Source organism: Maribacter sp. (assembly GCA_020629415.1).
GTDB classification, from domain to species: domain Bacteria; phylum Bacteroidota; class Bacteroidia; order Flavobacteriales; family Flavobacteriaceae; genus Maribacter; species Maribacter huludaoensis.
The window spans coordinates 1-19,460 of record JAHDDL010000055.1; the positions used below are offsets into that span (position 1 = coordinate 1).

22 protein-coding genes are annotated in these 19,460 nt (G+C 34.6%); 10 read left to right on the forward strand and 12 right to left on the reverse strand.

Translation table 11 applies throughout. The features are described 5' to 3' along the window. Nucleotides 1-246: 246 nt before the first annotated feature. Entirely contained in the window at nt 247-1,401 is a 1,155-nt protein-coding gene (locus tag QZ657_RS15840) for a glycoside hydrolase family 5 protein (protein WP_291968052.1), read from the forward strand. Here QZ657_RS15840 and QZ657_RS15845 read toward each other — a convergent pair. The 4 genes from QZ657_RS15845 to QZ657_RS15860 form a co-directional block, all read right to left on the reverse strand. Next, nucleotides 1,359-1,859 (reverse strand): hypothetical protein, encoded by a 501-nt coding sequence (locus QZ657_RS15845; RefSeq protein ID WP_366934182.1) that lies wholly within the window; start codon nt 1,857-1,859, stop codon nt 1,359-1,361. The two genes, QZ657_RS15840 and QZ657_RS15845, sit on opposite strands and share 43 nt — an antisense overlap. Nucleotides 1,860-2,004: 145 nt before the next feature. Then, nucleotides 2,005-2,748 (reverse strand): hypothetical protein, encoded by a 744-nt coding sequence (locus QZ657_RS15850; protein WP_291968053.1) that lies wholly within the window; start codon nt 2,746-2,748, stop codon nt 2,005-2,007. A gap of 8 nt (nt 2,749-2,756) precedes the next feature. After that, the gene (locus QZ657_RS15855) at nt 2,757-3,686 is read right to left on the reverse strand and encodes an ABC1 kinase family protein (protein ID WP_291968054.1); all 930 of its coding nucleotides are present in this window, start codon (nt 3,684-3,686) and stop codon (nt 2,757-2,759) included. 55 nt (nt 3,687-3,741) lie between these two features. Next, entirely contained in the window at nt 3,742-3,960 is a 219-nt protein-coding gene (locus tag QZ657_RS15860; RefSeq protein WP_291968055.1) for a hypothetical protein, read from the reverse strand. A gap of 330 nt (nt 3,961-4,290) precedes the next feature. On the opposite strand from QZ657_RS15860, the gene QZ657_RS15865 reads away from it, so the two are divergent. After that, on the forward strand, nt 4,291-4,527 hold the full coding sequence (locus tag QZ657_RS15865) for a hypothetical protein (protein ID WP_291968056.1): 237 nt from the start codon (nt 4,291-4,293) through the stop codon (nt 4,525-4,527). 214 nt (nt 4,528-4,741) lie between these two features. After that, nucleotides 4,742-6,151: a cardiolipin synthase gene (gene cls, locus QZ657_RS15870; protein ID WP_291968057.1), complete on the forward strand. Its 1,410-nt coding sequence runs from the start codon at nt 4,742-4,744 to the stop codon at nt 6,149-6,151. 10 nt (nt 6,152-6,161) lie between these two features. Here the strand turns inward: cls and QZ657_RS15875 are convergent, their stop codons facing one another. The 4 genes from QZ657_RS15875 to QZ657_RS15890 form a co-directional block, all read right to left on the reverse strand. After that, on the reverse strand, nt 6,162-6,800 hold the full coding sequence (locus QZ657_RS15875) for a hypothetical protein (RefSeq protein WP_291968058.1): 639 nt from the start codon (nt 6,798-6,800) through the stop codon (nt 6,162-6,164). Between the two features lie 315 nt (nt 6,801-7,115). Then, the gene (locus QZ657_RS15880) at nt 7,116-7,955 is read right to left on the reverse strand and encodes a universal stress protein (protein WP_291968059.1); all 840 of its coding nucleotides are present in this window, start codon (nt 7,953-7,955) and stop codon (nt 7,116-7,118) included. 64 nt (nt 7,956-8,019) lie between these two features. Beyond that, a complete protein-coding gene (locus QZ657_RS15885; RefSeq protein ID WP_291968060.1) occupies nt 8,020-8,868 on the reverse strand; it encodes a universal stress protein in 849 nt (282 codons plus the stop codon). Between the two features lie 5 nt (nt 8,869-8,873). Continuing rightward, nucleotides 8,874-9,707 carry a universal stress protein gene (locus tag QZ657_RS15890; protein WP_291968061.1) on the reverse strand — a complete coding sequence of 278 codons (834 nt, stop codon included), beginning with the start codon at nt 9,705-9,707 and terminating at the stop codon, nt 8,874-8,876. A 113-nt stretch (nt 9,708-9,820) separates the two neighbouring features. On the opposite strand from QZ657_RS15890, the gene QZ657_RS15895 reads away from it, so the two are divergent. Continuing rightward, on the forward strand, nt 9,821-10,120 hold the full coding sequence (locus QZ657_RS15895; RefSeq protein WP_291968062.1) for a thioredoxin family protein: 300 nt from the start codon (nt 9,821-9,823) through the stop codon (nt 10,118-10,120). A gap of 27 nt (nt 10,121-10,147) precedes the next feature. Here QZ657_RS15895 and QZ657_RS15900 read toward each other — a convergent pair whose 3' ends face one another. Genes QZ657_RS15900 through QZ657_RS15910 form a run of 3 tightly spaced genes read right to left on the reverse strand, consistent with a single transcriptional unit; the run spans nt 10,148 to nt 12,718 of the window. Then, nucleotides 10,148-10,987 carry a universal stress protein gene (locus QZ657_RS15900; protein WP_291968063.1) on the reverse strand — a complete coding sequence of 280 codons (840 nt, stop codon included), beginning with the start codon at nt 10,985-10,987 and terminating at the stop codon, nt 10,148-10,150. A gap of 23 nt (nt 10,988-11,010) precedes the next feature. Next, on the reverse strand, nt 11,011-11,856 hold the full coding sequence (locus tag QZ657_RS15905; RefSeq protein ID WP_291968064.1) for a universal stress protein: 846 nt from the start codon (nt 11,854-11,856) through the stop codon (nt 11,011-11,013). 16 nt (nt 11,857-11,872) lie between these two features. Beyond that, a complete protein-coding gene (locus QZ657_RS15910; RefSeq protein ID WP_291968065.1) occupies nt 11,873-12,718 on the reverse strand; it encodes a universal stress protein in 846 nt (281 codons plus the stop codon). A 141-nt stretch (nt 12,719-12,859) separates the two neighbouring features. Here QZ657_RS15910 and upp point away from each other — a divergent pair, with 141 nt between their 5' ends. Further along, the gene (gene upp, locus QZ657_RS15915; RefSeq protein WP_291968066.1) at nt 12,860-13,519 is read left to right on the forward strand and encodes a uracil phosphoribosyltransferase; all 660 of its coding nucleotides are present in this window, start codon (nt 12,860-12,862) and stop codon (nt 13,517-13,519) included. Nucleotides 13,520-13,543: 24 nt separating this feature from the next. On the opposite strand, the gene QZ657_RS15920 is transcribed toward upp, so the two are convergent. Then, nucleotides 13,544-14,002, reverse strand: a complete 459-nt coding sequence (locus QZ657_RS15920; RefSeq protein ID WP_291968067.1) for a pyridoxamine 5'-phosphate oxidase family protein — start codon at nt 14,000-14,002, stop codon at nt 13,544-13,546. Nucleotides 14,003-14,191: 189 nt separating this feature from the next. Here QZ657_RS15920 and QZ657_RS15925 point away from each other — a divergent pair, with 189 nt between their 5' ends. The 5 genes from QZ657_RS15925 to QZ657_RS15945 all read left to right on the forward strand — a co-directional run. Further along, nucleotides 14,192-16,339, forward strand: coding sequence for a VIT and vWA domain-containing protein (locus QZ657_RS15925; protein ID WP_291968068.1), 2,148 nt, complete (start codon nt 14,192-14,194; stop codon nt 16,337-16,339). Between the two features lie 236 nt (nt 16,340-16,575). Beyond that, nucleotides 16,576-17,133 carry a hypothetical protein gene (locus QZ657_RS15930; protein ID WP_291968069.1) on the forward strand — a complete coding sequence of 186 codons (558 nt, stop codon included), beginning with the start codon at nt 16,576-16,578 and terminating at the stop codon, nt 17,131-17,133. Nucleotides 17,134-17,157: 24 nt separating this feature from the next. Beyond that, nucleotides 17,158-18,051 (forward strand): SH3 domain-containing protein, encoded by an 894-nt coding sequence (locus QZ657_RS15935; protein WP_074674368.1) that lies wholly within the window; start codon nt 17,158-17,160, stop codon nt 18,049-18,051. Between the two features lie 9 nt (nt 18,052-18,060). After that, on the forward strand, nt 18,061-19,089 hold the full coding sequence (locus QZ657_RS15940; protein ID WP_291968070.1) for a hypothetical protein: 1,029 nt from the start codon (nt 18,061-18,063) through the stop codon (nt 19,087-19,089). 43 nt (nt 19,090-19,132) lie between these two features. Next, the coding region (locus tag QZ657_RS15945) for a two-component regulator propeller domain-containing protein (RefSeq protein WP_291968071.1) at nt 19,133-19,460 on the forward strand (328 nt) is incomplete at its 3' end.

Sequence of the window (19,460 nt, forward strand, 5' to 3'; positions counted from 1 at the left end):
AAAATTAAAATAAAAAAACTGAAAAAGTATAAAAATAACGGGGAGTTTAAGGTAAATCGATAAGTCTGCTTATATTTATAATATCACGAAATTTTATAGATTTAGCTTTTAACAAGAAACAATAAAGCAAAACAAAAAGCTTAACTACATTGGCAGACCTACCTTATAACGGGCAGATGGAAATCAACAATTTCTTGGTCTGCGTACTACGCTCAGCTAAATTACTTTTTTATTAACTAGACACATATGAAAAATATTCCCCAGTATTTAATTCTATTAAGCCTCACTGTTTTAATGGGGTGCTCTAATTCAGAAAATACAGTAAATAATAGTTCTTCAGAAGAAATAGAAAATGTTGAAACACCAAGTGGCGACTCCGTATCAGATGAAGTCATTGACGGAACTATGCGAGAAATCTCTCCGAAAGAATTTGTACTTGACATGGGTTCTGGCTGGAATTTAGGCAATACATTAGACACAGAAGATGTTGATGTGACGGCATGGGGAAATCCTTTGACAACTAAGCCAATGATCGATGAGATTGCCAACATGGGATTTAAAACGTTGAGGTTGCCGGTAACTTGGCAATATCATACCGGTTCAGCGCCAGATTATATTTTGGAATCTGATTGGTTAGACACGGTAGAAAACATTGCGAATTATGCTCTAAGCAATAATATGTATGTGATTATCAATATTCATCATGATGATGAATGGATTGTGCCTACCTATGAGAATGCCCCTTACGTAAAAGATAGGTTGATAAAAATATGGACACAGATAGCTAATAAATTCAAACCTTATGGAGATTATGTAATTTTTGAAACATTGAATGAGCCCCGTTATGAAGGATCTCCAGAAGAATGGGAAGGTGGTACCGAAGAAGGGCGAGATGTTGTCAACCAATATCATCAGGTAAGTGTAGATGCAATTAGAGCAACTGGAGGTAATAACGCTGTTCGAAAAATTATGGTTTCTACCTATGCGGCCGGAACCAGTGAAAATGTTCTAGAAGATTATGTAATACCCAATGATGATGAAAATATTATTGTATCTATTCATAGCTATTCTCCTTATTTATTCAGTCTTGCAGGAACTGATCCAACATGGGGTACAGATGAAGATAAGGCGCAATTAACCGAAGAATTTAATCTAATTCAAGCTAAGTTTGCAACAGAAGGTAGGGCAGTAATTATGGGTGAATGGGGATCTACTTTTTCTAATAATGAGAATGACCGTTTGGTTCATGCCGAATTTTATGCAAACCTATGCGCAGAACGTGGTATTTGTCCCATTTGGTGGGATAATGGTAATGCCAGTGAATTTGGTATCTTCAATAGAAATACATTAGAATGGGTCTATCCAGAAATTGCAGATGCTATTATTGATGCTACGAGGTGATTTAAGTGGAGTGTAAAGGATACAATGACGATGATAGAACCAATCTCAAACGGATTTATCAATTCATTTGGACCGTAATTGTTATTGGGCAAAAAGGGTAGAATCAATAGCGCTATAATTGAAAACTTAATCAATGCAAAAAGCTCGTCAGAAGTAATATTTCTTATTACAGTATGAAAACGGGTTTTAAGAGAAAGTAAGGTTACAATGATAACTGCCGTAGCAACTGCATTTCTATAATATTCGGCAGAAACCATTAAACCTAAAACCGCAGTTGAAATCAATGCAATGTTGGTAGTAAAGCTACGCTCGTATTCAACGATTTCTTTGTATAAATGATTGAAGCCTAGAAAGAAAATAAAAGCGCCTAAACCAATAATGGGCAACCAAGAAGAGTAAATTTCGGTAATGCTGCCAAGGGTGAAACCTAAAATGGCTACAATGGGGAAAGCACGTATATCGGCAAACCCTTTATCTTCTTTTAAGTTGTAATATTCTCGTTATAGTCCTAAAATTAGACCAATGCACAAACTAATGAGTACGCCTAAAATATAAGGGTCTAAGACATTAATTATTTTTTCAAATTCACCCATGTATTTTCTTCTATAGCTGATTGTTTCTAAAAATTGAGATTACAATGTAGAACCCCAACAGGGCAGATAGAACAAAACCTATGGCTCCTAAAACCGGAATTCCGTTAATTAAAGGAGGCATTTTTGCCATAACCAATAATGATGAACCAATAGAAAGCGCAGCAATGATAACGGCAAACACCAAACGGTTTACAGCCTTGCTCGTTGCTGTCTGAAACTCTTTAAGACCTTTATGTTCATGGACGATTTCTAACTTACCTTCCTTTATTTTTTTTAGGATGGTATTGATATCATCAGGTAGTGTATCTGCTAAGGCATTGATATTTTTTATACGATTAAGATTCTTTTTAAACAGGTATTTTAAACTAAATCTCTTTCGTAAAATCTTTGCTGTATACGGTTCTAGATTTTCAGTGATATTAAATTCAGGATCTAGTTTAAGACCTACACCTTCAATAAGAATTATACCTCTAATAAGCATATAAAGGTAATGTGGTATTATAATTTGATTTTCATATAGCACAACTTTAAACTGCGATAAGGTATCACCAAGTTTAATGTTTTGTATAGCGGTATTACTTACCCCTTCAAGTAATTGATAGAGGTCCTGCTCTAGTTTTTTATAATCGGGTATATTAGTTCTTATAGCAATGTTTTCTAAGAGTGTAATTATCTTTTTAACGTCTTTGCTGAGAAAATACAGTAATAAGTCGTTTATATATTCTTTTTCATTGGGTAGAACAGTACCCATCATTCCGAAATCTAAAAAACATATTTTTCGGTTTTTGGAATTATAAATATATTACCTGGATGAGGGTCTGCATGAAAAAATCCATGATCTAAAATCTGTTCAATATAAAAGACTACACCAATTTTTGCTACAGCTTTTGGGTTTATGTTCGCTGCTTTCAATGCTTCAATATTAGAAACTTTAATACCATCAATAAGTTCCATACAAATAATCTTATCTGTAGAAAGTTCCTTGTAAATATCCGGAACATGAATAAACGCATTGCCTACGAAATTTTTGGCAAAACGTTCGGTATTGCCTATTTCTCGTGCAAACTGAAGTTCCTCTTTTATACTTCGCTCAAAAGACTCTATAATACGAATAGGTTGAAAAGCTTTCGCCTGTGAGCTATATTTCTCAAGACTATCTGCAACCTGTTTCATTACCATTAGATCAGCCTCAATGACTTCTGTGATATGTGGTCTCTGAATTTTTAAAATTACCGCTTCGCCATTTATCAGCTGCGCTCTATGTACCTGTGCCAAAGATGCGGCAGCTAACGGCTCTAATTCGATGGTAGCAAAATACCCGAATTTATCAATTCCTAATTCTTCTTCAACCGTGTTTAAAACATCAAAGTCTTTAAGTTTAGGTACATGATCTTGTAATTTCTCTAATTCCTCAATAAGCTCTAGCGGTAGAAGATCTTCACGAGTGCTAAAAATCTGCCCTAATTTTATATAGGTAGGTCCTAATTCTTCAAGTACCATTCTTATGCGTTCGTATTTAGTAAAAGAGAGGTTTATTTTAGTCTCTGGATGTTCTTCTAGATACTTGTTGGGAATAAATTTTAAAATAGGACTATGGGATAACACATCTTCAAAGCCATACTTAACAAGTATATTAAATAAAGTGGCGTACCGCTTTATTTCTTTTTGGGTGGGAATTCTTAATATGGCCATGTAGAATTGGTCTTTTAAAAAATAGATTTTGAAAAGGTGTGCTAATACGGTATAACTATTTAGTTTTTCTTTTATGCTCTACTAAATAATGATGTAGCATTTGTTTTAAGCTTTCTAGATATTCTTGCATAACCTCCTTGTCCAAATGTGGATGTTGACTAACAGGCAAGGTCATTGGGTTTTCATCCAATGAGCGATAAAGCTCTGGGTAGTTGGTTTCAATATCTGTAGTTAGCGCTGTAATTTCATTTAATATTTTGTGTAATTGTTTCATGTTTTTATAATTGTCAAAAGCAATTGTACGGTACTTACATAAAATGACTAACCGGTAGCAACTTTATTTTAGGTTTAGAATTACAGGATAAATTTATAATACAAAGCATTTAAAAGTTATGACCAAAGTCATGTAAATGAACTTTAGATTATACTTTTCCATATTTTGGGAGATGCCTGATTTGAAAATTTAATAAGAATAGGATTTGCTATAATGTAAATTTAATGTTAATTTTGTGTAAATAAAATAATACAAACTGGTCAGGTTGTAGAGGCAAAAAATTTTATGAAGATTACAGATAGGAGTAGATGATAATATTTTGACTGTAACTTGTTAAAAGCGTTTTTAAATAAGCACTATAAATATAAATTAACTAAAAGCATGAAAGCAGAGATTAAAAAGGTTACTAAATCAGCAAAAAAAGTAGAAGATTTAAAAAGTAAATTGAAAAAGGCCAAAAAGAATGACGCTAAGAAAAGTGAAATAAAGAAAGTTAAAAGTAAACTTAAAACTTCTGCCAAACGTTTAAAAAGTAACAAGGCAAAACTTAGAAAAGCATTAAAATAATATAAAAAAACCGAGATGAAAATCTCGGTTTTTTTTATGCTACTAAAATTGACTTCAAAGTATTTGTCTAAAAACACTGCCATTAGTTCGGTATTGCGTGATTATGGATAAAGTTATTCCGTTATTTAGCATATTTTAAACGAAAATTGAATCTTAATTTGCACCTTACTAGCAATATGGGTAACAGCAGGTTACAGAGAAAATGTCAAAAAAGATGTGGACGTCAATTTTTATTGGAATTTATGTATTTGTGGCAATATCAATTGTATTGTCGATTTTATTATATGCAGCAAAGCCTACAAAAAGTCTGGCATGGCTTTTAGCTATTTTTGCACTACCTGTGGGGGGTATATTTCTTTATTTGTTATTGGGAAGAAATAGAAGAAGGTATAAACTTATTGAACATCAAAAAGATTTGTTTCGTAAAATGCCCAAACCAAATACGGAGCACATCAATGAATTTGACGGCAAGTATGGCAAATTAATGACTCTTAGTTATAAGAATTCTCATTTTCCACCAACTACCGGTAATGAGTTAAAAATTTTAAAAGATGGTAGAACAACTTTTGAAACCATATTTAGTGCATTAGAAGCCGCTACTACAAGAATTCATATACAGTATTACATATTTGAAGAAGGAGATCTTGCCAATAGATTACTAACATTATTTGAAGAAAAAATAGCCCATGGGGTAGCCGTAAGAATGATATATGATGGTATTGGCAGTTTTTCATTAAGTAAAAAATACCTGAAAAAACTTTTAGAGATAGGGGTAGAGGTATACTCTTTTTTGCCTTTTAAATTTGGTAGGTATTTTTATTCATTGAATTTTAGAAATCACCGTAAAATAATTGTGGTAGACGGTAAAATTGCTTTTACCGGTGGCATTAATGTATCTGATAAATATTTAAAAGGTCAAGTTGGCTTAGGTAAGTGGCATGATATGCATTTAAAACTTATTGGTGCTGCTGCAACACAATTGGATCAGGTATTTATGACAGATTGGTATTTGGTCAGCACAAAATTGTTAGAGCCTATCTCAATAAAGCAGAACGATTCTATTGAGCCTATAGCTAATGAATTGGTACAAATTGTTGCTGGTGGTCCAGATGATGATTTTCCGGTGTTGGAACAAACTTATTTCTCCATGATAAATATGGCAAAGAACTATATTTATATCACCAACCCCTATATTATACCAGGTCAGGCATTGGTAAGGGCTTTACAAACTGCTGCTTTAAGTGGAGTAGATGTAAGGTTGTTGGTATCAGAAAAAATAGATAATCAAGTAGTAAGTTGGTCGGTTCAATCTTATTTTGAGTTGTTCTTGAAAGCAGGAATTAAAATATATCTTTTTCCTGATGGATTTTTACACAGTAAGATAATGGTGAGTGATGACGCTGTATCATCTATTGGTACGGCAAATTTAGATGACCGTAGTTTTGAACAGAACTATGAGGTCAATGCTATTATGTATCATAGTAAAATGGCTAAGATCTTAAAAGAAGACTTTTTAAATGATTGTAAGGTAAGCAACGAATTATTCTATGATGAATATGTAAAACGATCATGGGGCAAAAAGTTGAAACAAGGTGTGGGCAGAGTATTAAGTCCGTTATTTTAGAATGGCTTTTTTACTCTATTTGTGAGGTAAATACCAAATCTTGTTCTTCCATAGCTATAATAACCATTTTTACATAGTCTTTCATGGCTTTGTCAATGTTGTCTGGTTCTGTTATTTCAATAATACCTCTCCAAATCATGGCTCTTTCCTTTCCTTCGCAGATACAATATAAGGTAGTCTCTGCATGGTAAACAGTAAATTTTTCATAGTAGTTATCGTCGTAATATATACCTTGGTGTTCTAGGTAATCATCATTAAATCTAGATTGGTGGTCATCCCATCTGGAAATAGATTTTACAAAGCTTTCACGATTTTCAGAGCCTGTGATTTTGGTCAAAAGAATAGCATCAAAATCCTTATCTAGTAAGCTCTGTTCAACATTGTCCAATTCGGTTTCGGTTTTACGAGAATCTGTAAGTGATAAGTCGAAAATATCAATACTTCGCCATGCCTCAACCCCTCTTTCAGAAAATTCATGCTGTAGTTTGGTTTCAAAGCTTTCCCTGTTATTTTTATCTTGTGCCATGCCAACTATAAGTACTTTATTGGCGTTGAAAAGTACAATATCCGGATTTTTCCAATTTTCAACTAAACTGATAGATGAGCAGCCCATCAACATTAAAGAGAACAAAACCATAAACTTTTTCATGACACAGTATGTTTTATTTCTGTCGAAGGTACTTTATATCCAAGGTTGTAAAAATGACCATTGTCAGTTCTATTTTATAGTAAAGCAGCTTATAAGACTGTTTTATAGAAATAGGTTAATACTTACTTCTAGTTTTGGAATATGGCAGTTCCATCGTTGGCATTTCTAAATCTTACAACAAATATTTTTGAATAAAAAACCGCCAATGAAAAGAATTCTTTGACGGTTTAATTTTTAGACATTAACCAACTAAAAATGTCTAAAATGTTATTGTAATTTTCATTTCTCGGTAAATGTATATACCAAAGAAAGGTATTAGTGTAATGCTAAAATTGGTACATCACTATCGTAACCAATTTCTTTGATCAATGGTTTAGAAAAGACATTGCCAAAAAAGAAATGTTTTTGGTTAATGAAAGACACCATATCACTTTCTCTACTTTCAACAAAAAGCTGTATACCCTTCCCCAAATTTTTCTCCTTTAAAGTATGAAATTGATGTTTAGTCTCACTTAAAATAGATGATAATAATTGCTTATTGCTTAATTGGGTTTCTGTAAGTTCTTTATTGTTTTCTAAATGCAATACGGCAATTTCGGCATTGTGCATATTAGCCAACTCTATAAGGTATTTAAACTCTGATCGTTTATAGACATCTTTAAAATCTGTTGGAAAAACTATCTCTTTAGGCGACATGAACGATATATGTTCTGGTATGGCCAGTACTGGACATTCTCTAATTTTCTCCATGGCCATAACGGTATTACTGCCAAATAGGACACCTTTAGAGCCTGTAGCCCCTTTGGTTCCCATTGCCACCAAATCAATATCTTTCTCTTTTATATTTTGCTTAATGGCTTCTGAAAGAAAATTGGCAGTAGATTCTGTAAAATAGTTGTGTTTAAAGTTCTCTTCATGTAAGCTAAGAGTGTTGATCAGTTTATCAAGTTTCTTTTCTGATTCCTGTTTTGCTAATAAGTATTCTGCACTTCCTTCCTCAGGTATATTTAGACTATTGGTCGTATATTTTTCAAAACTGAACACGTTTAGAAAGTAAAAGTCACAATTAAGTTTTGCATAAAGGTCTATAGTGTACCTTATGGCATTAAGTGCATTTTTAGAAAAATCCGTAGGTATTAAAATCCGCTTGTTCATTGTTGATAGATTTAATTCCATTATTAAATATATGTATCATAAAGGTAGATTACTATGATAAATATCAGTCCTGTACAGGTAGTATTAAAAACGGAACTGTAGCATAGATACTTAAATCCATTATTACAGGTTCATGTAAAAAACGTTCAAAAAACCTTCTACGGTGATAAGACATTGCCAGCATATTTATTTCTCTTTCAACTATAAAATCTTGAATAACATTGGCTTTGTCTGCGTAGTTCCAGATTTCATCATAACTATGTGGTATGTGAAGCAAACATTTATCCAGTAATTTCTGATTGGAAATTTGTTTGGGAGACATTATTTCTTCTTCATTGATATGAAGAACCGCTACCGAGGCGTCTGTAATGGCTGCAATGTTCAATAACATAGATAGCGTGCTTTTGGTACATCCTTTTTTATAATCGGTCACAAAGGCAATTTCTTTTATAGGTTTAAATGAAATTTCTTTGGGTATTGCCAAGATTGGGCACTGTGTAATGGTATTCGCGATCTGTATGGTATTACTGCCCATAAATAGTTCCTTGGCTCCTGTTTTTCCTTTATTGCCTAAAACAATGAGGTCAATTTTGTAATCCACCAATGTTTTTGAAATTAAAGTAGACAGACTTCCTTTGCTTGAAATGGTTTTGAATAAATGCTTGTCGTTAGCTGTGTCCAAAATAATTTTATGAACGGTTTTAGTCAGATTTTCATTTGAGTTGGCTTCAAGCTTTTTTAAAACTTTCTCACCTGTAAATAATGCATTTTTGGCACTGACCACAATGTCATCATATGCATTGACCAGGTAGAAAGTACATTGGTTTTCGGCAAAAATCTGTGTTGCATAAAAAAGGGCATTATACGCTTCATTGGAGAAATCCGTTGCAACAATAATATTTTTAATTGTCATAGCTTTTATTGTGGAATTACCAAGAATGGAACGGTTACATGAAAGCCTATTTTCTTAATGACAGGCTCAATGAACAAACGCTCAAAAAAGGTGTGTTTGTTCTGTATCATTACCAATAAATTTATGTTTTGTTTGATCTGAAATTCATTGATGGCAGCTATAACTTCATTACTGGGTACTTCATGAAAAAAGCCACTTTCGGATAACACTTTGGCAAGTTGTTCTTTATTTTTTTGTTGTGTGGTATTTAATTCATCGCCTGTGTAAACATGCATTACATTTACTTGAGAAACGTGCGATTTGGTAATTTTTAGTAGTTGTTCCAAACTGTTCTTGTCTAGCCATACCTCAAAATCATTTGGAAATAGTATCTGTTTTGGAGCTTCATATTCAAAGCCTGTAGGAATGACCAAAACTGGGCATTTTGCATTTTTAATGACATGTACGGTGTTGGTGCCCAATAATATTTCCTTAGCCCCAGAAGCACCTTGCGTACCCATGACAATGATATCTATTTGTTCTGCCTCTACGGTTCTAGTGATTTCGCTAGAAAGTACATTTAGAGCAGAATGGATGATAAAAGTGTGCAAGGGATTATTAAATTCCTTTTCTAGTGTATCTTTTAGTGCTTCAAGATTATCCTGTGAGTTCTGTTGCACAATATCTCCAAGACCAATTTGCGCCGGACTCCCCATTAAATATTCTGTATGATATACCGGCGGCACGTAACTGTTCAATAGGAAAAATGTGCATTTAAGATCTTTGTATAGTGTTAGGGCATACCGTATAGCGGTCAATGCGTTTTCAGAAAAATCTGTAGGTAGTAAAATACGTGTCATAATTCTATAATTTAATAGAATAAAGTTACCTTCATTAGGTAGATTATAGTATGATATTCGTCAGTATTGAAAAGTATTTAATTGGTTATTATATAGTATAAAAGTGGTATGTAATGAGAAAGCTTTTTAAAAAGACCATATCCTCGGAAAATCCCACATTGGTGTACTTTTTTGCATCTTGGTGTGTACCCTGTAAACTTATGAGGCCAACAGTGGAGAAAATAGTAGAAGAAGGGGCAACAGCGATCAATAGTCTTGAAATAGACGTAGAGCTAGAAAAGACAATCGTAAAAAAATATAAAATTAAGGGTGTACCTACCTTGGTATTGTTCAAGAACGGTTTACCCATGTGGAGGCATACAGGTGTTATGCCCATTGAGGATATTAGATTGGCAATAAATGAACATCGTTAAAGTACTTTTGCTATAAAACCTTCTTTGTTACTCATGTATAACCAGAAATGGTACTTTGGTATGGTAGCTAACTTTTTCAACTGTTGGCCTAAATAGAATTCGTTCTAGAAAATTAAGATTTTTTGCCACCATGATTACCATATCAAGATTTCTGCTCTCGGTAAAACATTGTACGGATTCGTCTATGTTTTTTCCTGTGATATTATGATAGGTACAAACATTATCCTTAAAATAATCTAATATGAAATTTTTGACCTTAGTTTGATTTTGGCTCAATGCTTCATTTGCGCCAGAAATATAAAGTAAGCGTAAGACAGATCTTTTTAGAAGAATTATATCTTTTATCGTTTCCAAGACTTTGATATCGTATGCGATATTTAAATCTGAAGGAAAACCAATTTCCTGAATATTTTCATAACATGCATTTTCAGGTACAGCCATTACATTACAGGGAACTTTGGTAATTACATTACCGGTGTTACTACCTATGGATACTGATTTAAGTCCCGTGGCACCTTTTGTGCCCATAATTATTAAATCGATTTTTTTATTGATCACCAAAGTCTTTAGTTCATTAATGAGAAAACCATATATCGCCTGAACTTTAAAATTATGTTTTGCATTTAATGGAAGTTTTTCAATTCTCTTTAATAGATGCTGTAATTTTTCTTTAGGTTCCGCAAGTATGGTTTCTTCTAAAATATCTGGTGAAACATATAATGCGGCTTCTCCACTAGAATTGGTATTTATAGCGTTGATGTGCACAATATGAAAGGTACATTGCGTTTTTTTGAAGAATGTAATTCCGTATAAAATAGCGTTCCAGGCATTATCGGAGAAATCGGTAGGGATTAATATGTTTTTCATGGTGACCGTTTAATTTTGACTAATTAGTATTGGGGCAAAAACAAAACCGGAATTTTAGAATGAAACGCAATTTTGTTGACAACCGGTTCTCCTATAACTTTCTCCCAAAATGTATGTTGATGTCTAATTAAGCTAAGAATTGCCGCAGTATTATTGCCTACATATTCATCAATACTTGTAGATATGTTTATGACAAACGGTATGTTACTGAATTTATATTTTTGACCGGTGAGTCTTTCTCTAAGCACATCTTTATGTAATTCTTGATTGTCGTTTAAATTAAATTCCAAAGCAACATGTACAATTTCAATAGAAGCTTTCCATATTTTAGAAAGTTCTAGAATAGGCTCTAATACACTTTTCTTATAAGGTGAATTATAATCCGTAGCAAAGATTACTTGGGTCAAGTTTTGAAAATTATGTCCCGTAGGCACCGTAAGTACAGGAATGTTCTTGATATGCTTTAAGACTTTTACGGTGTTGCTTCCCAAGAAAACCTCTTTGGCACCGGTAGCACCTTGTGTGCCCATTATTAAAAAGTCTATATCATTTTTATGGATAACGTTCTCCACCGCGGTTTCTAGGCTTCCCGGTTTTGACAAAGTCGAAAATTGATGTTTTGGGTTTTTATGGTTTGTTTTTAAATAGGATAGTACTTCTTCTAATTCTTGAACCGAGTATTTTGAAAGAGAATCATATATTGCTCCAAGTCGTTGCTGACTTTTAGCACCCATAAGATTTAAAGGGGTAGGCTCATAAGCATGAAGTAAATAGAAGTGGCATTCGACTTCTGCATATATTTTCAATGCGGTAAAAATGGCGTTCCATGCATTATCAGAGAAATCTGTAGTTATCAATATATTTTTCATGGCTATAGAAGATTAGTTATCGAGAAAGGTTTTGCATGACCAAAAACGGAATGGTTGGTGAAAGACCAATTTCATCAATAGTAGATTTATACAGCATATCTTCCAGAAAGGAGTGTCTTGAATTTACCATGACCAAAAGGTCCATTTTATGATCGGTAATATAAGTTGAGATGGCTTTGGCTCTATTTTCTAAACCTTTGGTCACAAATGATAACCTGGCGTGAGGTAGAGATTCTTCCAAGAATTTTTTATTGTCCAACTGCCTATGGCTTAAATCAACAAAATCAGAAATATATAAACTATGAACTTCAGCCTTAAACTCTCCCGCTAAAATATCCAGTAGCTTCAATTCTCTTCGTTTGTAGGGTATCATGTAGTTACTGGGGAAAAGTATTTTTTTAGGTTGGCTATAATCATATTGGTCTGGGACTGCCAAAACAGGGCATTTTACATATTTAAAAACTTGTACGGTATTGCTTCCAAAAGTTATTTTAGAGCTGGCGGTTTTACCTTTGGTACCCATTATGATAAGATCAATATTTTTTAAATCGGCAAAGTTGTTCAAGGCATCTACCAAAGATTCAAAAGCGGGTACTGCTTCATATTTATGTAAAGGGTTATGCGTTTTAGTTTGGGTTTCGGTAACAAGTTTGTTCAGTTTATTTTCAGAATCATCAGCAATAATCTTCTTTTGTTTCTCAAATGTTTCTGTATCTACCTTATGATAAGGTCCGTAAACTTCATCGGCATACGCATGTAAAAAGTAAAAATTTGCGCGTTCGCATTTAAACACATTCAATGCATACGAGATGGCGTGATCGGCATTGTTAGAGAAGTCAGTGGGTATAAGAATATTTTTCATGGTTTATCTAATTGATATTTTAAATGTAAAATCAACAAAGAAGAATACCTATGATAAATATCAGTAGTACTATGTTTTGTAATGATAATGATATGCCATTTTTGATTAAAATGGGTACTTTTGATTGTAAAACCAGTATTTATGACCATTCATAATTTAGGAGACCAAAATTCAGTTCTTAATCAGTTTATTTCCGAAATACGCGATGTACAGATTCAAAAAGATCCCATGCGATTTCGTAGAAATATAGAGCGAATAGGAGAGGTGCTAGGTTATGAATTCAGTAAAGAGTTGCTTTACAGCCCTAAAGATATAGAAACTCCGCTTGGTAATAAATCAATGCATTTAAGTCAAGATCAAGTTGTTATATGTTCTATTTTAAGAGCAGGTTTACCATTGCACCAAGGGCTTTTAAATTATTTTGATGCGGCTGAAAACGCGTTTATATCTGCCTACCGTAAACATGAAAACGGCGAAGATGAGTTTGAAGTCGTGGTCGACTATTTTGCGGCACCATCTCTAGAAGGTAAGGTATTGGTGTTAACAGACCCTATGTTAGCTACCGGTAGAACGTTGGAAAATGTGTTAAAGGGTTTAAAGGACCATGGCACACCCAAACAAATTCATATTGTTTCTGTTATTGGCTCGCAACAGGGTATTGAGTTTGTACAAAGCGTTTTCCCGGCACAGACGCATTTATGGATTGCGGCAGTAGATCCGGAATTAAATGCCCGTGGTTATATCATACCTGGTATTGGTGATGCCGGTGATTTGGCATATGGACCTAAAATAGAGGTATAACCTTTATTGGCGTTCGTGATAAATTTAGCGTTTACTTCTTAACCTTCCGGTCAGTTCGTTAATATTAATACGAAATACGATCGGCGCTTCTTCGGCATCAATTTTTGCAGAAAACTCACTTATATATTTTGGGTGCTCACCGTAAATGGTTGCTATTACTTTTTTAACGCCATCCGAGAATTCATGTAGCATATGTTTGGCATCAATTCTAGAGAGCTCCTCAAAGGTACCCTGAACTAAAACGGACTTCCAATTGGCTATGGAGGTTATCTCATCAACTCCCAAGCAAACCGCGGTATTTTTTCGCATTTCTTGAATTTTGTGTCCCTCGCTAGAATAGCTGGTAATGGAATGCGTGTTAGGATCGTAATAAAATGTAATGGGCACAATGAATGGGTGTCCTCCTGATAGGTAGGAAAGCCTGCCAATGTAGTTTTGTCCTAATAACGCCTTACATTCTTCTAGATTCATATTTCTTCTCATGACCAATTGTTTTTTGTTGATACTATAAAAGTATACATCATTGATTTAGTGGCACATGATATTGGTCAGTAGTAGAAAATTACTTTGACAACGAATTCTAGATAATACCCAACGAATACTAAAAGCCACCCTTTTTAGCGATTGTTCACTGTTAGATTTGACACCAAATAATAATCTAATACAACGATCATGAAACTACTTTACACCTTTTTACTGTGCACAATCTGCTTTGCAGGTTTTTCCCAAGATACTGACAGTCCGTATTTATTGGTCTCTACCGAGAACGCCACTATACCTTTAAAATCTTCCATAACAGAAGCAAATATAGCGGGTACCATTGCCCATGTTAGGGTTACACAAGTATATCAAAACAAAGGAGCCGAACCTATAGAAGCCAAGTATGTGTTTCCGCTATCTACACAGGCAGCGGTTCATAAAATGCATATGATAGTTGATGACCGACTTGTAGTTGCCAAAATTTTTGAAAAGCAAGAAGCTAAAAAAGTATACGATACCGCCATTGAAGAAGGTAAGCGTGCTGCAAAGTTAGAGCAACATAGACCCAATGTGTTTCAAATGAATGTGGGCAATATTATGCCTGGCGATGAAATAACCATTGACATTTACTACACCGAAATGTTGGTGCCTGTAAATGGCGAATATCAGTTTGTAGCACCTGCCGTAGTGGGTCCACGATTTACTGGGGAAAGTACTGAAACAGAAGGTAGTTTTGCAATGCCCTATACGGCAAAAGGTATTGCAGATAGTTTTGATTTCGATATTTCGGTTAGGCTAAACGCAGGTATGATCATTCAGCATGTCAATAGTGCATCACACGAAATTACAGTGGATTATCCTGATGCGAAAACAGCCGAGATTGTACTATCCGAAGAAAATAAAAATCCGTCGAACCGAGATTTTATCTTAAAATACAATTTAAGGGGCAATCAAATACAAACCGGATTATTGTTGTACGAAGGCGAAGAAGAAAACTTCTTTTCTTTTCAAATGGAACCTAATAAGAATGTGGTTTTAGACGATATTCCGTCACGTGAATATTTGTTTATCGTTGATGTATCGGGTTCTATGAACGGGTATCCTTTAGAAGTATCGCGAACCTTAATGCGCAATCTTTTATGTGGTTTAAGAATGACGGATACGTTCAATGTTCAGCTATTTGCATCAAGTTCAACTATGTTTAGTGAAGTGCCTATAGAAATAAACGAGCAGAATATAGAGGCGGCAATTCGGTTTTTATCGGAAGGTCAAGGCGGTGGAGGCACACAATTGTTAAGTGCGCTGCAAACAGCATATAAATTGCCTAGAAAAGATATGAGCGTAGCAAGGTCTATGGTGGTCATCACCGACGGCTATGTTAGCGTTGAAAAAGAAGCCTTTGAACTTGTACGTAACAATCTAGACCAAGCCAGTGTCTTCACTTTTGGTATTGGTTCTAGTGTCAATAGGTATTTAGTTGAAGGTATGGCAAAGGTTTCTAACAGCGAATCGTTCATTGCCACAACGTCTGAAGAAGCTGCAGAAGTGGCTAAAGACTTTGCAAATTATATAGCAACTCCATTATTGACACGAGTAAAGATTGAATCCAAAGGGTTTGATATGTATGACCTTGCCCAAAAGAGCATACCAGATGTATTTGCAGCAAGACCGGTTGTGGTTCACGGCAAATATAAGGGTAAGGCAGAAGGGAAAATTATCGTAACCGGTTACCAAGGTAAAAAACGCTTTAGACAAGTGTATAACGTAACTGACGGGCAATTAAGCAAGCAGAACAAAGCCTTGGGTTATTTGTGGGCTAGAAAGCGAATAGGGGAATTGGATGATTACCACAAGCTATTTAATGAAGATGTGAAAGCTGAGGTGGTGGCACTAGGACTCAAATATAACTTGTTAACGAATTACACCTCTTTTGTAGCGGTCGATGAAGCCATAGTCAATAAAGATGGTACGTTGACGAAAGTAAAACAGCCGTTGCCAATGCCAGATAATGTAAACAATTCCGCCGTAGGAGCAGAAGCTGAGGTCAAAGAAACCACCAAATTCAAACGTACGTTCAACATCATTTTTAAAGACGAGATCGCAAAGAATGTAAAAAGACAGTTAACGATGGAATTTAAAGTGATGTATGCCAAATTAGTTTCGGAATACTTAAAAAAGTATGAAAGTCTGCGTATAAAATTCAATGCTCAAGGCAAGGTTATACGTGTAGAAAAATTTGAGAATGGCAGCTGGACAGTTGATGAAAGTATGTTGTTGGAATTTGAAAAAATAAGTTTAAAATCAGTTAAAAAAGAAATCACATTAACATTGAAAAAATAAGTAGTTAGTTTTGGTTAGTTGGTTCTCCGAAAGGAGAAGAAAACCTGTAAGATGTCTGTCATTTTGCAGGTTTTTCTTTTGCAATACATTGAAGAATAAACATGTTGAAACTTTAATAAATACGGGCTATTCAACGAATTCTAGATGAATAGCTACGAATACTAGAACACCCTTATAAAAGCCTTGTCTCCGTAGTAATTTAGTAGTGTAGAAAGAAAACAACTAAAATAATTATCATGAGAAAATTCATCTTTTTTGCGTTCGTAATTTGTGTTTGTGCCACTAATGCACAAGAGTTTAAACTAACCAATACCTACGATGTTACTAACCAAAGAACCGTTGGGCAAGAGGAGGAAGACACCTGGGCGGTAGATGTCATTGAAACCAAAAATCCAGAGAAGACTATTGCCACCTTGAATATTGCAGATTTTGGTTTGTTAGATGAAATAAGAATTTCGGTTTTAGAAGAACCGGCATTAGAAGGAATCACCGAAATTTTGAAAATAACCCTTGAGTATAATGCATGTTGCTCAAGTACAAAAGAGTTCTATTATTTACTTGGTGAAGATGGGGTCATTGCCCTGCCAAATATAAAAAATGAGTATGCCTACGAACCCATTTCAGACATACATTACATATTTCCTAACCAGTCTTTTGGCAAGGAAGGAACTATTCTAAGAGCCGCATTACAATACACGGAAACATATACGATCAAAGACATAAAAGTGCTAAGAAGCATTGCTTGGAACGATGATGACTTTGATACAGAAGATGCTATAACAGCAATTAATTAGTAATAACCTTTAAAATTTAAAATCATGAAAAATGTAAAGAAAAGTGTCCTGTTCATTTGCTTATTTGTAGTTGCAAATTTATTTGCGCAAAGTGTAGAACAAGTAGAGTTTGAAGTTATGGATAAAGAAATTCCAGCCGAAGAATTAACCTATGAGTATTTATTGGCACACAAGGTATTTTTACGAGAAAAGCCATCTGTACGTAGTAAAAAAGTAACCTTACTTAATATTGGTACTAAAATGGTTTTGTGGGAAAAGAGCCTTTATGCCAAAGAGATTGATGGAATTAAAAGTCACTGGTACAGAGTAACTACCGGTAATGAAACCGGCTGGGTTTGGGGCGGAATGATCGCTCAGAAGTCTTTTGGAAGTATTGCGGATAACCAAGTAAAGTTTGTATACGGTTATGAAAGCAGTGCTACAAATGAAGCAGGTATGACAGAAGTAAAATACCAGTTACGTGCCTTTAAAAATGGTCAGCAATTAGATAAAATGGTTTTGGACAGTTTGTCTGCAATTCCTGTTCATATTGAAAACCACGGTAGTTTAGGTTTGTTCAATGTGGAAGATGTAATCACGGTAGATTTAGCCGATGCGGATACCGGTTACCAAGTAGGTAAAAGCTATGTATTTTGGAACAATGGCAGATTTAAGAAAGTAGCGAGTTTAATAGACTACGCAGATACCAATTATTTAAAGACAGAACATTTTGTTTTTCCTTCGGATATGCAAGGAGTTAAGAGTACTATTTTGTTGAAAACAACGATTACAAAGAACATAAAATCCTTAGATGATGCTTTGGCTCAAAACAATGTGGAGTTCATTACTACGCCATATATATGGAACGGTTCTAAGCTGATAAAAAAGCAAGAAAACCGTGAAATAGAAGACAATGCCGTAGTAAGTATCGACTTTTAAAATAAAGCAATGATGAACAAGTGTTTTATTATCGTATTGGTGAGTGTGCTAATGCTTGGTGGCAAGAAGCCGTTTTCGCAGCAGACGGAAACGGCACTTGCTTTATCAAACATAAGCATTCAAGAATCTATCGTATTTATAGCTGGTTTTGATGAGAGTGATAATACCTATTACAGCAATGCAAAACAGTATTTTCAAAAACAGGGAATGCCTATTGTAGAGGGTTTGCATACCATTAATGAGATAATCGCTTACATCAACAAAGCAGGGGAAAACCAAGTTATCTTTAAAGAAATTCACGTAGTAAGCCATAGCAATGCCTGGTTAGGAATGTCCATGAGAATTAAGGAAAATGGCGAACGCATTACCGTAAAGAGTTTAGCACATGCAGCTAAGGAGTATAACATAGAAACCATTTGCAAAGAATATACGGGCAATACCAAGATTATTTTTCATTCATGTGGATTGGGCGAAAACAAAGCATTATTAACAGAATTGAAGCATGTTTTTAAGGCAGACCAAGTAAGTGCATCGCCCTATTTTAATGTGTTTGGCGGTAAATATGCAGAACATTATCTGGCAAAACCTTACTATGGGTTTTACCCAACGGCAGAGTCTAAAGGACCAGCATTTCTCTCCCAAGAATTTAGAGAAAACTACCCAAATGTACATATAGATTGGTTAACTGCTTTAACCACTAGACAGGAGTCTTCATTTGGTGAGGCTTATAGTTTTAAATTTAATATTCCGGTTGAATGGGAATTTACTTTTGACAACAGCAACGATATGCCTAAATTGGCAGATAAGGAAGCTATCATGGATTGGGTTTCAGAATCCCCAGAAATGGCGGAGGTATTGTTTGCCTTGCAAATTCCGATAGAAAAATTTCGTTGGAGAAGTAGGGTAAATGGCAATATGCTAATTATAAAAGGAAAAACTACGGTGCTGTGCGTATTGGCACCTATTTTGCAGTCTAATTGTGCTAATGAGTACCAAAATGTAAGGGTAGAAGACTGTTCGCTTTATCAAATATTATAGTAGCATTGGCGTTAGTTTAATACATAAAAGAAATCCGTTTTTTTTGAATCTGATTATTAAATACTTTTTGATTGTTTGCTGTTGTTTTGGTACAATACCATTGTTTGCGCAAAACAGTCAGCTACGGTCATATACCATTGCAGATGGTTTACCGCAATCACAGGTATATGATATTGTACAGGATGATATGGGCTATTGGTGGCTAGGGACTCAAGGTGGCGGACTAGCAAATTTTGACGGAGAAATTTTTGAAGTATGGAATGAAAGTGATGGCTTGCTTTCCAATTATATAGATGCACTTTACACCGTTAACGATTCCTTGTTTATTGGAACAAAAAAGGGACTTTCCATAAAGGTAAAAAACAACTTTG